Genomic DNA, 13,382 nt, shown 5'->3' on the forward strand with positions numbered 1-13,382 from the left:
GTGAGGCGTACGACCGTCAGGCCGTCGTCCACCACACGGTCGTGTCGGCCGCGACCACGGCCTCGCCGCCCGTCTCCTCCACCTCGCCGCTGGTGATCAGCACCCGTCCGTGGGCGGGCACGGTCACCGCGGCGCCCGTGGTGTTGGCGACGCACACGAAGTCCCCGCGTCGGAAGGCCAGTACGCCCTCGGGCGCCGTCAGCCACTCCACCGCGTCGCCCGCGCCCAGGTCGGCCTGCGCACGGCGCACGGCGAGCGCCGAGCGGTACAGCTCCAGCGTGGAGCCGGGCACCCCGGTCTGCGCCTCGACGCTCAGCTCGCCCCAGCCCTCCGGCTGCGGCAGCCAGCTGCCGCCGTCGCCGAAGCCGTAGCTGGACCCCTCACGGGTCCACGGGATCGGCACCCGGCAGCCGTCGCGGAAGCCGTCCTGGCCCGCGCCGCGGAAGTACGCCGGGTCCTGGCGCACCTCGTCCGGCAGGTCGACGACGTCCGGCAGGCCCAGCTCCTCGCCCTGGTAGACGTAGGCCGAGCCGGGCAGCGCCAGCATCAGCAGGGTCGCCGCGCGGGCCCGGCGCAGGCCCAGCTCACGGTCGCCGGCCTCGCGGATCTGGGTGCCCAGACCGGCCGGGTTGGCGAAGCGGGTGGCGTGCCGGGTGACGTCGTGGTTCGACAGCACCCAGGTGGCCGGAGCGCCCACCGGGCGCATCGAGTCCAGGGTGCGGTCGACGACCTCGCGCAGCTCGGCCGCGTCCCAGTGGGTCGCCAGGTACTGGAAGTTGAACGCCTGGTGCAGCTCGTCCGGGCGGACGTAGTTGGCCGTGCGCTCGACGGTCGGCGTCCACGCCTCCGCGACGAAAATACGTTCGCCGGAGTACTCGTCGAGGATGAGCCGCCACTGCCGGTAGATGTCGTGCACGCCGTCCTGGTCGAAGAACGGGGTGACATCGTTGCCCAGCAGCCGCATCTCGTCGTGCGAGCCCAGGTCCGGCAGGCCCTCGGCCTTCACCATGCCGTGGGCCACGTCGATGCGGAAGCCGTCCACGCCCATGTCCAGCCAGAAGCGCAGGATGGAGCGGAACTCGTCGCCGACCGCGGGGTGCTCCCAGTTGAAGTCGGGCTGCTCGGGCGCGAAGAGATGCAGGTACCACTCGCCGGGGGTGCCGTCGGGCTCGGTGACCCGGGTCCAGGCCGGGCCGCCGAAGATCGACTCCCAGTCGTTGGGCGGCAGCTCGCCGTTCTCGCCCTTGCCGGGGCGGAAGTGGTAGCGCTCGCGCAGCGACGAGCCGGGGCCCTCCGCGAGGGCGCGCTTGAACCACTCGTGCTGGTCGGAGGAGTGGTTGGGCACCAGGTCGACGATGATCCGCAGACCCAGCGCGTGCGCGTCGCGGATCAGCGCGTCCGCGTCGAGCAGGGTGCCGAACATCGGGTCGACGGCGCGGTAGTCGGCGACGTCGTAGCCTGCGTCGGCCTGCGGGGAGGCGTAGAAGGGGCTCAGCCACACGGCGTCCACCCCCAGGTCGCGCAGGTACGGCAGACGGGAGCGGATGCCTTCCAGGTCGCCCATGCCGTCGCCGTTGCTGTCGGCGAAGCTGCGCGGGTACACCTGGTAGATCACCGCGTCCCGCCACCAGTCACGGCGCCGCGCGACGGTGGCGACGGCCGAGTCGGTCGTGGGGGTCGGGGCCGGGGCGGCGGAGTGCTGGCTCATGTCGTCCTTGATACGAGGTCGGGCAGGTAAGCGAGTGGGTGCGGGCGGCGAAACGAGGCGGTTGCGGTGACAGCGGGGTCGGATGGCCACCGCAACCGCCCCGGACCCAGGGAGGGGCAGCGCCCCCGAAGGGGCGCGGGGCTCTGCCGATATGCGGCTCCGCCGCGTGGGCGCGACCAGCCACGACGAAGCCGCAGCCGGTCGCCGGCAGTCACCCCGGACGGCGTTACCCCTTGGTGCCACCGGCCGTAAGGCCGGCAACGAGGTTCTTCTGCACGAGATAGAAGAACGCGGACACGGGTATCGCGATCAGCACAGCCGTCGCGGCCATCAGATTCCGCTGAGCGTCGTGCTCACTGACGAAACTCTGCAGACCCACCGCCAGCGTGTACTTCTTGTCGTCGAGCATGAACGTCGTGGCGAACGCGACCTCGCCGAACGCGGTGATGAAGCTGTAGAACGCGGCGACCGCGAGTCCCGGCTTGGCGAGCGGCAGGATCAGCCGCGTGAACGTGCCGAACGGGGTCAGTCCGTCGACGCGTCCCGCCTCGTCGATCTCGAACGGGATGGTGTCGAAATAGCCCTTCATCAGCCAGGCGCAGTACGGCACCGCCGTGGAGCAGTACACGAGGATCAGGCCGAGGTAGCTGTCGATGAGCTGCAGGTCCGACAGGATCTGGTACATCGGGACCATCAGCACGGCCACCGGGAACATCTGGGTGACCAGCAGTATCCACATGAACTTCTTGTAGCCCGGGAAGCGCATGCGGGAGACCGCGTAGCCGGTGGTGGCCGCCACCAGGACGCCGATGACCGTGGTGCCGAGGGACACGATCAGCGAGCTCTTCAGCCAGTCGAAGAAGTTCGTGTTCTGCAGCACGAACGAGTAGTTGTCCAGTGTCATTTTGCCCCAGATCCCGCCGGGACGCAGATAGTCGTCCTTGTCGGGGCCGAGGGACAGGAACACCAGCCAGGCGACCGGGAACAGCGCGATCAGGCTGGCCACGATCAGGATGCCGTGGGAGGTGAGGCGGCCCAGGGGGCTGACCTCACCGCGCCGGCGGCCCTTGCGGGGCGCCGCGGTCCGCTCGCCGGCGGGCGGGCCGGCCTCGGCGGCGGTGGGGAGGGTCGAGGTGCTCATGAAGACTCCCGCCTCAGATCGCGAGCTGCTGGTCGTTGCGGTTCAGCCAGCGGCGGTAGAAGGACGTGAAGACGATCAGGATGGCCAGCAGCAGCATGCCGTAGGCCGCGGACTCGGCGAACTCGCGCGGCTGCTGCCCGAAGCCGAGCTGATAGGCCCAGGTCACGAGGATCTGCGCGTCCGGCGCGGTGTTGCCGAACAGCAGGAAGATGATCGCGAACTGGTTGAACGTCCAGATGATGCCGAGCAGCACCACGGTGGAGCTGACCGAGCGCAGGCCGGGCAGTGTGACGTGGCGGAACCGCTGCCAGGCGCTCGCGCCGTCCATCTCGGCGGCCTCGTAGAGGCTGCTGTCGATGGACTGCAGTCCGCCGAGCAGGGAGACCATCATGAACGGCACACCGCACCAGGTGTTGACCATGATCGCGGCGAACCGCTGCCAGAAGGTGTCCTCCAGCCACGCCGGGGTGGGCAGGCCGAGGAAGTCGAGGCCGGAGTTGATGATGCCGGCGTCGGCGAGCATGAAGCGCCAGCCGAAGACGGTGACGAAGGTCGGCACGGCCCAGGGCAGGATGAGGATCAGCCGGTAGAAGGTGCGGCCGCGCAGCTTCTGGTTGAGCAGCAGCGCGAGGCCCAGGCCGATGCCGTAGTGCAGGGCGACGCAGGCACCCGTCCACACGATCGTCCAGATGAAGTGCGACCAGAACCGGTCGTAGGCGGTCTCGCCCCACAGGATCTCGGCGTAGTTGTCGAGGCCGATGAACTTGTAGGTGGCCTCGATCTCGTTGACGCCGATGGTGCGCGCCGAGTTGAGGCTGTCCGCGTCGGTGAGCGTGAGGTAGAAGCCGTAAGCCAGGGGGTACAGGACGATGACGCCGAGCACGACGGCCACCGGCGCGATCATGGCGTAGGCGTACCAGTGCTTCTGGTAGGAGTGCTTCAGGCGCTGGCCCGGCCCGGGGCGGGGCGCGCGGTCACCGCGGCGCTTGCCGGTCGCGCGGTCGATGGCGACTGTCATGGTTCGGCACCTTCTGGAGGATCAAGGAGTACGGCACACAGGCCGGCGGCCGCCGGACCCTCCCCTCCTGGAACGGGTCCGGCGGCCACACGGGCATTACTTGGAGAAGTCCGGCACCAGCTTGGTGAACGCGGCCTCCGCGTCGCTCAGACCCTTGTCCAGGGACTCCTTGCCGCTGGCGATCTGCGGCAGCTCGTCGTCCATCGGGCCCCACAGGGAGCTGTACTCGGGCAGCGCCGGGCGCGGCTGGGCGGCCGAGAGGACCGTCTGGTAGCCGGCGATGCCGGGGTCGGCCTTGACCTGCTCGGTGTAGGCGTCGTCACGCGTCGGCAGCGTGGAGTTCTTCAGCGCGATGGTCTCCTGTGCCTTCGCCGAGGTCATGAACTTCACGAACTTCAGCGCGGCCTCCTGCTTGTCCTTGCTGGAGCCGGCGTAGACGGAGAGGTTGTGACCGCCGGTGGGGGCGCCCGCCTTGCCCGCGGAGCCGGCCGGGACGGTGGCGATGCCGAGGTTGTTCTTGTCCTTGAAGGCGGAGCCCTTGTAGAAGTTGGTGATCTCCCACGGGCCCTGGATGATCGAGGCGACCTTGCCGTTGACGAACGCGTCCTGGATGTGGGCGTAGGCGTCGGCGGTCACGTCGGCCTTGTGCAGGCCCTTGCCCTCGAAGAGGCTCAGCCAGGTGCTGTAGCCCTTCGTGGCCTCGGCGGACTTGATCGTGATCTTCTTGGCCTCGGCGTCGACCATGTCGGTGCCCTCGCCGTAGAGGAACGGCTGGGCGTAGTAGCCGGCCGTGGAGCCCCAGTAGCCGTCGACGCCGGTCTTCGCCTTGATCGTGGCGGCGGCCTTCTTCAGGTCGTCCCAGGTCTTGGGGGCCTCGACGCCCGCCTTGGCGAACAGCGCCTTGTTGTACACGAAGGCGAGGGTGTCCGTGGTGAAGGGGACGCCGTAGGTCTTGCCCTCGTACTTGGCCTGCTCGAGCAGGTTGGACTTGAACTTGTCCTGCTCGGCGAGGGCCTCGGTGCCGTCCAGCGGCAGGAAGAAGCCCTTCTTGGCGAACGCGGGGGTCCAGCCGACCTCGGAGCGCAGCACGTCGGGGGCGCCCTTGGAACCGGCGGCGGTGTCGAACTTGTTCTGCGCCTGGTCGAAGGGGACGTTGACGAAGTTGACCTTGATGTCCTTGTTGGCGGCCTCGAACTCCTTGACCAGGGCCTTGTACGTCGGCGCCTCGTTGGTCGCGTTGGAGGTGTCCCACCAGGTGATGGTGACAGGGCCGCCGGCCTTGTCGCCGCTGTCGCTGTCGCCGCCGCAGGCCGTCGCCGCGAGGGCGAGGGACGCCACCAGCGCGGTGGCCGCTATGCCACGCCGCATGAGGTTCTCCTTGAGGGTTAAGCCCGTGAGGCGGGAACGGCCCCGTCTGCCGTCCCGCGAGGTGCCGACTGCGCCGTTGCGGCGGCCGGGCGACGTGAACGTAACAGCGTTGGAACGTTTCCGAAAGACCTTGCAGAAAAGTTTTGCAAGAGGCCGTGACAGTTATGTCGCCGTGACCCGGTCTCGACCGTCGCGCGACCCTCGTTTGCGCCCGTACGCCTGGGGTTCGGACTGTTGTGCAAGACTCTGCAAGCACTTGCCATCCGTTGCCGCCGGGGGAATCATCCGTTGCGGAGCGGACGCCGACCACGACTTGAGGGATCGCGATGAGCCAGCAGCCCACCACGGGCCGTCCCACGGCGCGCACCAGGCGTCCGATCGGTGTGCAAGGCGACAACCGGCAGATACAGTCCGGTCCTGTGACCACACGGCTTGCTGATATCGCTGCTCAGGCGGGGGTGAGCGAGGCGACCGTCAGCCGGGTCCTGAACGGGAAGCCGGGCGTCGCCGCCACCACCCGCCAGTCCGTGCTCGCCGCCCTGGACGTGCTGGGCTACGAGCGCCCGGTGCGGCTGAGGCAGCGCAGCGAGGGTCTCGTCGGCCTCATCACGCCCGAGCTGGAGAACCCGATCTTCCCGGCGCTGGCCCAGGTGATCGGGCAGGCGCTGACCCGGCAGGGCTACACCCCCGTGCTCGCCACCCAGACCCCCGGCGGCTCGACCGAGGACGAGCTGACCGAGATGCTCGTGGACCGCGGGGTCGCCGGCATCATCTACGTCTCAGGACTGCACGCCGACACCACCGCCGACATGCAGCGCTACGAGAGGCTGCGGGCGCAGGGCGTGCCGTTCGTGCTCGTGGACGGTTTCTCGCCGAAGGTGCAGGCGCCGTTCATCTCCCCCGACGACCGGGCCGCGATGGCGCTGGCCGTCACCCACCTCGCGTCCCTCGGGCACACCCGGATCGGGCTGGCGCTCGGGCCGAAGCGGTTCGTGCCGGTGCAGCGCAAGATAGAGGGCTTCGTCAGGGCCGTGCAGGAGCAGTTGAAGCTGAGCGCGGAGACGGTCGAGACGGAGCTGGTCCAGCACTCGCTGTACACGCTGGAGGGCGGCCAGGCCGCGGCCAGCGCCCTGATGGACCGGGACTGCACGGCCGTGGTGTGCGCGAGCGACATGATGGCGCTGGGCGCGATCCGGGCGGCCCGGCAGCGCGGTCTCGAGGTACCGGACGACATCTCGGTGGTCGGCTTCGACGACTCGCCGCTGATCGCCTTCACCGATCCGCCGCTGACCACGGTGCGCAAGCCGGTCCCGGCGATGGGGCAGGCTGCGGTGCGCACGCTGCTGGAGGAGATCGGCGGAACGCCCGCGCCGCACAGCGAGTTCGTGTTCATGCCCGAGCTGGTGGTGCGGGGCTCGACGGCGTCGGCGCCCGGGGAGCGCAATCGTCCTTGAGGCGGAGAGCGGGCGCCGGTGCGCCCTGCCCGAGGAGGAGACGGAACGCCCGTTCCCGGGGCAGAACATGCGGGCCGGACCCGCCCGGGGGATGATCTGACCGAGAGGTCTTTTCTGGCAGACTCTGTGCCCATGGGTGACTCGACCGTGACCACGCTGGAAGGCCGCGAGCCGGCCGCAGCGAGCCCCGTCGAAGAGGCGGCGGCGACGGGTCGTCTGCGCCGTCTTCGCGCTCCTCGCCGGCCCCGGCTCTGGTTCGAGATCCTGCTGATCGCGGTGAGTTACGCGACGTACTCGCTCGTGCGCAACGCGGTGCCCGAGCAGCGGGCGGAGGCGCTGCGCAACGCCGATCTGATCTGGCGGCTTGAGGGCCGGCTCGGCACGGCCTTCGAGGAGTCCGTGAACCACGCGGTGAACTCGGTGACTTGGCTCGTCGTCGGGATGAACTACTACTACGCCACCTTGCACTTCGTGGTGACGCTGGGCGTGCTGGTGTGGCTGTACCGCAGACACCCCGGCCGGTACGCGGCGACCCGGCTGGTCCTGTTCGTCACCACGGGTTTCGCCCTGGTCGGCTTCTACCTCTTCCCGCTGGCGCCGCCGCGGCTGATGAACGGCCAGAACTTCATCGACACGGTCGTGGTCCACCAGACGTGGGGCTCGATGGCGTCCGGCGATCTGAAGAACGTCTCCAACCAGTACGCGGCGATGCCGTCCATGCACATCGGCTGGTCGCTGTGGTGCGGCATCACGCTGTTCGCGCTGGCCACGGTGCCGTGGGCGCGGGTGCTCGGGCTGCTGTACCCGGTGGTCACGCTGGTGGTCATCGTCGCCACCGCCAACCACTTCTGGCTGGACGCGGTCGGCGGCGTCCTCTGCCTCGCCGTCGGCTACGGCGTCGCCCACGCCTGGTACGGCCGGCGCCCCTCGGCCCTCCCCCGCCACCTCCCGCACGACGGCCCGAGACGGCGGGAGCCGGCCGCCCCGGAGCGCGTTCCCTTGCAGAAGCGGGTCTGACACCCGGGGCTGTGGCCCTGCGGACCGGTCGAAGGGGCCCTGGGAGCCCGTCCGGCCCCTCGGGCGCGGCAGGCGCGAGGGCTACAGCCCGCCGTAGAACAGCTCCTCCACCACGCCCCGGGCGCGGCGGGCCGTGCGGCGGTAGGCGTCGAGCATGTCGCCGGCGTGACCGGGGCCGTACCCCAGGTAGCGCCCGACGGCGGCCAGCTCGCGCGGCACCGTCGGGAAGGTGTCCCCCGCCCGGCCGCGGACCAGCATCACCGCGTTACGGACGCGGGTGGCCAGCACCCATGCCTCGTCGAGTATCTCCGCGTTCTCCTCGGACAGCAGCCCGGCCTCGCGCGCGGCGGCCAGCGCCTCCCGGGTGCGGGTCGTCCGCAGCCCCGGGACCTGAGCCGCGTGCCGCAGCTGGAGCAGCTGCACGGTCCACTCCACGTCGGACAGCCCGCCCGGCCCCAGCTTGGCGTGCAGCTTGGGGTCGGCGCCGCGCGGCAGCCGTTCGGACTCCATACGGGCCTTCAGCCGCCGGATCTCCCGGACCGCGTCCTCGCCCAGCCCGCCGGACGGGTACCGCAGGGGGTCGATCAGCTCCATGAAGCGGCGGCCCAGCTCCTCGTCCCCGGCGACGGGCTCGGCGCGCAGCAGCGCGTGCCGCTCCCACACCAGCGCCCAGCGCCGGTAGTACGCCTCGTAGGAGCCGAGGGTGCGTACCAGCGGGCCCGACTTGCCCTCCGGGCGCAGGTCGGCGTCGATCAGCAGGGGCGGGTCGGCGCTGGGCGCCTGGAGCAGCCTGCGCATCTCCGCGACCACCTTGTTCGCGGCCTCGGACGCCTCCCGCTCGCTCACTCCCTCGCGCGGCTCGTGGACGAACAGGACGTCCGCGTCGGAACCGTAGCCCAGTTCGTGCCCGCCGAAGCGGCCCATGCCGATGACCGTGAACCGGGTGGGGAGGGTGTCCCCCCAGCCCTCGCGGACCACCGCGCGGAGCGTGCCGGCCAGGGCAGCGGCGGTCAGGTCGGACACCGCGCCCCCGACCAGGTCCACCAGGGCTCCCTGGTCGGCCTCGGCGGGCTGCGACTCGGTGCCGTAGGAGCCGACGATGTCGGCGGCGGCCGTGCGGAACAGTTCGCGGCGGCGCACCCCGCGGGCGGCCGTGACGCCCTGGACGGCGTTGTCGGCGCGGCGGACGGCGGCGAGGACCTCCTGCTCCAGGGAGGCGCGGGAGCGCGGCGTGAGGCCGCCGCCGTCCCCGTCGCCGAGCAGGGCGACCGCCTCGGGGGCCCGCATCAGCAGGTCGGGGGCGAGCCGCCCGGCGGACAGCACCCGGGCGAGATTCTCCGCGGCGGCGCCCTCGTCGCGCAGCAGCCTCAGGTACCAGGGGGTCTTGCCGAGGGCGTCGGAGACCTTGCGGAAGTTCAGCAGGCCGGCGTCGGGGTCGGCGGAGTCCGCGAACCAGCCGAGCAGCACCGGCAGCAGGGTGCGCTGGATGGCGGCCTTGCGGGTGACGCCGGAGGCGAGGGCCTCCAGGTGGCGCAGCGCGGCGGCGGGGTCGGCGTAGCCGAGGGCGACCATACGCTCGCGGGCGGCCTCCGCGCTGAGCCGGGCCTCGCCGGGGGCGAGCGCGGCGACGGCGTCGAGCAGCGGCCGGTAGAACAGCTTCTCGTGCAGCCGACGCACCACGGTGGCGTGGCGCCGCCACTCCCTGGTCAGTTCGGCGACCGGGTCGGTGCGCAGGCCCAGGGAGCGGCCGAGGCGCCGCAGGTCGGCCTCGTCCTCGGGGACGAGGTGGGTGCGGCGCAGCCGGTGGAGCTGGATGCGGTGCTCCAGCGAGCGCAGGAAGCGGTACGCCTCGTCGAGCTGGGCGGTGTCCGCGCGGCCGACGTAGCCGCCGGCGGCGAGCGCCTTGAGCGCGTCGAGGGTGGTGCCGCTGCGCAGGGAGGCGTCGGCGCGGCCGTGCACCAGCTGGAGCAGCTGCACGGCGAACTCGACGTCCCTGAGGCCGCCGGGGCCGAGCTTGAGCTGACGGTCGACCTCGGCGGCGGGGATGTTCGCCACGACCCGGCGGCGCATCTCCTGCACGTCGGCGACGAAGTTCTCCCGCTCGGCGGCCTGCCACACCAGCGGCCTCAGCGCGGCCGTGTACTCCTCGCCGAGGGCGAGGTCGCCGGCGACCGGGCGGGCCTTGAGCAGCGCCTGGAACTCCCAGGTCTTGGCCCAGCGCTGGTAGTAGGCGAGGTGGGAGGCGAGGGTGCGGACCAGCGGGCCGTTGCGGCCCTCGGGGCGGAGGTTGGCGTCGACGGGCCAGATGGAGCCCTCGACGGTGGTCTCCGAGCAGATCCGCATCATGTGCGAGGCGAGCCGGGTGGCGGCGCGCAGCGCCTTGTCCTCGTCGGCGTCGCCGGCCGCCTCGCCGACGAAGATGACGTCGACGTCGGAGACGTAGTTCAGCTCGTGGCCGCCGCACTTGCCCATCGCGATCACCGCGAGCCGGCACATGGCGGCGTCCTCGGGCGCGTCGGCCTCGGCCAGGGCGAGGGCCGCGCGGAGGGTGGCGGTGGCGAGGTCGGCGAGCTCGGCGGCGGTCTGGGAGACCTCGACGGTGCCGCAGACGTCGCGGGCGGCGATGGACAGCAGGCAGCGGCGGTAGGAGACGCGCAGGGCGACCGGGTCGGCGGCGTCGGCGAGGCCGCGTTCGAACTCCTCCACGCCGGGGTGCAGGTCGCGCGGCTCGTAGGTGACGAGGGCCTGCCAGTCGCGGGGGTGCCGGGCCAGGTGCTCGGCGAGCGCCTCGGAGGCGCCGAGCACCCCGAGGAGGCGGTCGCGCAGCGGCTTGGCCGCTATCACCGTGTCCAGCAGCTCCTGGCGGTCGGTGGCGCCGTCCTGCGCCTCCAGCAGCCGCACCAGGCCGTGCAGGGCGAGGTCGGGGTCGGCGGTGCCGCCGAGGGCGTCCAGCAGCACCGGGTCGTTGCGGACGGTCGACAGCCCGGGACTGTCGAGGAGGCGTTCGGCGGCCGACGGATCGGTGAAACCGTGCCGCAGCAGCCGCGTGAAGATACTGCTCCTGCGCCCCGGCGCCGACGTCATCCCCGGCCTCCCTCGTGCCTCGGTTCAGGGTCGTACGGCCCTGAGCCTAACCGGAGGACACGATCACGGCCCTGGGGCGGCCCCCGGTGAATTCCGGGACCGGACGGGGTCTGATGGAGAGACCGCGGCTTCGCGGTCGCGTCCCTCCGACCGTCGAGGAGTTCCCATGACCGACGTTCCCGACACCCCCGCGGCGCCCGCGGGCCGTCTCGACCCGCGTTACAGCGACCCGACGGCCGGGGCGCCGCCCTGGACGGAGGTGGAGCGGCTGATCGCGGAGGCGGAGCTGTTCTGGATCTCCACGGTCCGTCCCGACGGCCGGCCGCACGTCACCCCGCTCCCGGCGGTCTGGTCGTCGGGCGCCCTGCACTTCTGCACCGGGCCCGAGGAACGCAAGGCGCGCAACCTGGCGGAGAACCCCCATGTCGTGCTCACCACAGGCGTCAACACCTGGGCCCGGGGCTACGACGTGGTCGTGGAGGGCCGCGCGGAACGCGTCAGGGACGACGCGCGTCTGCGCGGACTGGCCGCGCTGTGGGAGGAGAAGTACGGCGACTTCTGGCACTTCGATGTCCGGGACGGCCATTTCCACCACGGGCCGGGCCTGGCTGTGGTGTTCTCGGTGGCGCCGCACACGGTATTCGGCTTCGGTAAGGGGGAGCCGTTCAGCCAGACACGGTGGCGGTTCGCCTGACGCGGTACCCGACGAAGGAGCAGGAGGCTCTCATGGACATGACGCTCGAAGTGATCCCGCTGCCGGTGAGCGACATCGACCGCGCCCGGGACTTCTACCGGGACAAGGTCGGCTTCCACGTCGACATCGACCAGGAGGTCATGCCGGGCATGCGGATCGTCCAGCTGACCCCGCCCGGCTCCGGCTGCTCGATCGCCCTCGGCGAGAGCATCTGGGAGATGACCCCGGGCCCCACCCCGGCCCCCGGCGCCTACCAGGGCCTCCAGCTCTGCGTCGCCGACATCGAGAAGGCCCACGCGGAGTTCGTCGCGCGCGGCCTGGAGATCTCCGAGCCGGTCCGCTACGCCGACTCCGACGGCGCGACCTTCATGCACTTCACGGACCCCGACGGCAACGGCTGGGCGGTCCAGGAGTACCGCAAGCGCGCGACGGAACCGCTGCACAAGCTCCTGTCGGAGCAGGCGGGGGCTTAGCGGGCCGGACCGCCCAGGTCGAAGGTCTCGTCCCCGGACACGAACGACCCGTCCCGAAGGCGGTGCGCCTCCGCGATCCGGTGGATGCCTTCGCGGATCACTTCCGCCTCCGGCACTCCCAGGCGGACGGCGGCCTCCTTGACGAGGAGCAGGTCTCCGTCGTCCACGTGGAGGGTGATGCGCCTCAGTGCCATCTCCGCATGGTAGGGCGCGCACACCACGAGAGCGGATCGGCGTCACTCGTTGGCATGCAGCGAGGGCCGTTCCCCTCCCCGGGCCTCACCGGCCCGCCTACCGTCGGGCACGTCGCGATACGACGCGTACGGCAAAGGGGGACGGATGTCGGTGGACGGTGGGGCGGTGCGCCTCGCGGACGAGGCTCAGGCGGACGAACCGGGGTGGGAGGTGGACCCGGACGACGAGTGGGGGGTGGCCGTCGTCGCCACGGTGGGGCGGCAGTTGAAACTGCGCCGGGAGGCCGCGGGGATGCGCGCCTGCGACTTCGCGGCGGCGGTGCAGTACGGGGAGGATCTCGTCTACAAGGTCGAGGGCGGGAAGCGGATTCCCCGGCCCGAGTACCTGGAGAAGGCGGACGAGGTCCTGGGGGCGGGCGGGCTGATCGCCGCGATGAAGGAGGACGTGGCGAAGGTCCGGTATCCGAAGAGGGTCCGGGAGCTAGCCAAGCTGGAGTCACAGGCCGTGGAGATCGGCCTGTACAGCAACCACAACGTCCACGGACTGCTGCAGACCGAGGAGCACATGCGCGCGCTGTTCGACGTCTGGCTCCCCGCCCATACCGAGGAGGAGACGGAGCGCATGGTGGCCGCCCGGCTGGCCCGGCGGTCGGTCTTCGAGAGGTCACCGGCGCCGATGCTGAGCTTCGTCCAGGAGGAAGTGACGCTCCGCCGTCCGGTCGGGGGCACAATGGTGTGGCGTCGGCAGCTCGAACGCCTGCTGGAACTAGGGAAGTTGCGGCACGTGTCGATCCAGGTGATGCCGACCGAGGTCGAGGACCACTTCGGGACGGGTGGGCTGATCGAGGTGCTGAAGTTCGCGGACGGCACCGCGGTGGGGCGGTCCGACGGGGCGTTCGCCGGTCGGCCGGTGACCGATCCGAAGCAGTTGAGGATCCTCGAACTGCGTTATGGCATGATCCGCGCCCAGGCCCTCACGCCCCGGGAATCGCGGGCCTTCATCGAGCAGATGCTTGGAGAGTCATGACCCACACCCCTGAGCGGGACGCCCTGACACTGCCGTGGTTCCGGAGCAGCTACAGCAGCAGCGGGGACGGAAACGACTGCGTAGAGGTCGCGACAGCCCCCGGTACCGTCCACGTCCGGGACTCCAAAGCCCCCGACGGCCCCCGCCTCACCGTCACGTCCGCCGCGTGGAGCCGCTTCGTGTCGCACAGCGCCTGCTGAGGCG

At 71.2% G+C, this 13,382-nt stretch carries 12 protein-coding genes; 6 read left to right on the plus strand and 6 right to left on the minus strand.

The genetic code is table 11. The features are described 5' to 3' along the window. Window positions 1–16: 16 nt before the first annotated feature. From MTR79_RS26030 to MTR79_RS26045, 4 genes are all read right to left on the minus strand, one after another. Entirely contained in the window at window positions 17–1,708 is a 1,692-nt protein-coding gene (locus MTR79_RS26030; RefSeq protein ID WP_244792070.1) for a glycoside hydrolase family 13 protein, read from the minus strand. A gap of 226 nt (window positions 1,709–1,934) precedes the next feature. Beyond that, on the minus strand, window positions 1,935–2,849 hold the full coding sequence (locus MTR79_RS26035) for a sugar ABC transporter permease (RefSeq protein WP_048456714.1): 915 nt from the start codon (window positions 2,847–2,849) through the stop codon (window positions 1,935–1,937). A 13-nt stretch (window positions 2,850–2,862) separates the two neighbouring features. After that, a complete protein-coding gene (locus tag MTR79_RS26040; RefSeq protein ID WP_086701159.1) occupies window positions 2,863–3,867 on the minus strand; it encodes a sugar ABC transporter permease in 1,005 nt (334 codons plus the stop codon). A 96-nt stretch (window positions 3,868–3,963) separates the two neighbouring features. Continuing rightward, on the minus strand, window positions 3,964–5,235 hold the full coding sequence (locus MTR79_RS26045) for an extracellular solute-binding protein (RefSeq protein ID WP_086701161.1): 1,272 nt from the start codon (window positions 5,233–5,235) through the stop codon (window positions 3,964–3,966). 419 nt (window positions 5,236–5,654) lie between these two features. On the opposite strand from MTR79_RS26045, the gene MTR79_RS26050 reads away from it, so the two are divergent. Beyond that, window positions 5,655–6,689 carry a LacI family DNA-binding transcriptional regulator gene (locus MTR79_RS26050; RefSeq protein ID WP_086701197.1) on the plus strand — a complete coding sequence of 345 codons (1,035 nt, stop codon included), beginning with the start codon at window positions 5,655–5,657 and terminating at the stop codon, window positions 6,687–6,689. 132 nt (window positions 6,690–6,821) lie between these two features. Next, window positions 6,822–7,706 (plus strand): phosphatase PAP2 family protein, encoded by an 885-nt coding sequence (locus MTR79_RS26055; RefSeq protein WP_244792071.1) that lies wholly within the window; start codon window positions 6,822–6,824, stop codon window positions 7,704–7,706. An 81-nt stretch (window positions 7,707–7,787) separates the two neighbouring features. Here the strand turns inward: MTR79_RS26055 and MTR79_RS26060 are convergent, their stop codons facing one another. Continuing rightward, window positions 7,788–10,790, minus strand: a complete 3,003-nt coding sequence (locus MTR79_RS26060; RefSeq protein WP_189365062.1) for a bifunctional [glutamine synthetase] adenylyltransferase/[glutamine synthetase]-adenylyl-L-tyrosine phosphorylase — start codon at window positions 10,788–10,790, stop codon at window positions 7,788–7,790. A 166-nt stretch (window positions 10,791–10,956) separates the two neighbouring features. Between MTR79_RS26060 and MTR79_RS26065 the strand changes: the two genes are divergently transcribed. Then, window positions 10,957–11,484 carry a pyridoxamine 5'-phosphate oxidase family protein gene (locus MTR79_RS26065; protein WP_189365063.1) on the plus strand — a complete coding sequence of 176 codons (528 nt, stop codon included), beginning with the start codon at window positions 10,957–10,959 and terminating at the stop codon, window positions 11,482–11,484. A gap of 32 nt (window positions 11,485–11,516) precedes the next feature. Then, the gene (locus MTR79_RS26070) at window positions 11,517–11,957 is read left to right on the plus strand and encodes a VOC family protein (protein ID WP_189365064.1); all 441 of its coding nucleotides are present in this window, start codon (window positions 11,517–11,519) and stop codon (window positions 11,955–11,957) included. Here the strand turns inward: MTR79_RS26070 and MTR79_RS26075 are convergent. Then, entirely contained in the window at window positions 11,954–12,151 is a 198-nt protein-coding gene (locus MTR79_RS26075; protein ID WP_244792072.1) for a hypothetical protein, read from the minus strand. The two genes, MTR79_RS26070 and MTR79_RS26075, sit on opposite strands and share 4 nt — an antisense overlap. A gap of 145 nt (window positions 12,152–12,296) precedes the next feature. Between MTR79_RS26075 and MTR79_RS26080 the strand changes: the two genes are divergently transcribed. Together MTR79_RS26080 and MTR79_RS26085 are read left to right on the plus strand one after the other, a co-directional pair. Next, the gene (locus tag MTR79_RS26080; RefSeq protein ID WP_244792073.1) at window positions 12,297–13,178 is read left to right on the plus strand and encodes a helix-turn-helix transcriptional regulator; all 882 of its coding nucleotides are present in this window, start codon (window positions 12,297–12,299) and stop codon (window positions 13,176–13,178) included. Beyond that, window positions 13,175–13,378, plus strand: coding sequence for a DUF397 domain-containing protein (locus MTR79_RS26085; RefSeq protein ID WP_189365067.1), 204 nt, complete (start codon window positions 13,175–13,177; stop codon window positions 13,376–13,378). Before MTR79_RS26080 ends, MTR79_RS26085 begins: the two co-directional genes overlap by 4 nt. Window positions 13,379–13,382 lie beyond the last annotated feature (4 nt).

The sequence above is a fragment of the Streptomyces sp. BJ20 genome (assembly GCF_022869105.1).
GTDB lineage: Bacteria > Actinomycetota > Actinomycetes > Streptomycetales > Streptomycetaceae > Streptomyces > Streptomyces griseoincarnatus.

What these genes read in the sequence shown, in the direction of transcription:
- MTR79_RS26030 (WP_244792070.1), bottom strand. Translation starts at nt 1,708, where the DNA reads ATGAGCCAGCACTCCGCCGCCCCGGCCCCGACCCCCACGACCGACTCG.
- MTR79_RS26035 (WP_048456714.1), bottom strand. Translation starts at nt 2,849, where the DNA reads ATGAGCACCTCGACCCTCCCCACCGCCGCCGAGGCCGGCCCGCCCGCC.
- MTR79_RS26040 (WP_086701159.1), bottom strand. Translation starts at nt 3,867, where the DNA reads ATGACAGTCGCCATCGACCGCGCGACCGGCAAGCGCCGCGGTGACCGC.
- MTR79_RS26045 (WP_086701161.1), bottom strand. Translation starts at nt 5,235, where the DNA reads ATGCGGCGTGGCATAGCGGCCACCGCGCTGGTGGCGTCCCTCGCCCTC.
- MTR79_RS26055 (WP_244792071.1), top strand. Translation starts at nt 6,822, where the DNA reads ATGGGTGACTCGACCGTGACCACGCTGGAAGGCCGCGAGCCGGCCGCA.
- MTR79_RS26060 (WP_189365062.1), bottom strand. Translation starts at nt 10,790, where the DNA reads ATGACGTCGGCGCCGGGGCGCAGGAGCAGTATCTTCACGCGGCTGCTG.
- MTR79_RS26065 (WP_189365063.1), top strand. Translation starts at nt 10,957, where the DNA reads ATGACCGACGTTCCCGACACCCCCGCGGCGCCCGCGGGCCGTCTCGAC.
- MTR79_RS26070 (WP_189365064.1), top strand. Translation starts at nt 11,517, where the DNA reads ATGGACATGACGCTCGAAGTGATCCCGCTGCCGGTGAGCGACATCGAC.
- MTR79_RS26075 (WP_244792072.1), bottom strand. Translation starts at nt 12,151, where the DNA reads ATGGCACTGAGGCGCATCACCCTCCACGTGGACGACGGAGACCTGCTC.
- MTR79_RS26080 (WP_244792073.1), top strand. Translation starts at nt 12,297, where the DNA reads ATGTCGGTGGACGGTGGGGCGGTGCGCCTCGCGGACGAGGCTCAGGCG.
- MTR79_RS26085 (WP_189365067.1), top strand. Translation starts at nt 13,175, where the DNA reads ATGACCCACACCCCTGAGCGGGACGCCCTGACACTGCCGTGGTTCCGG.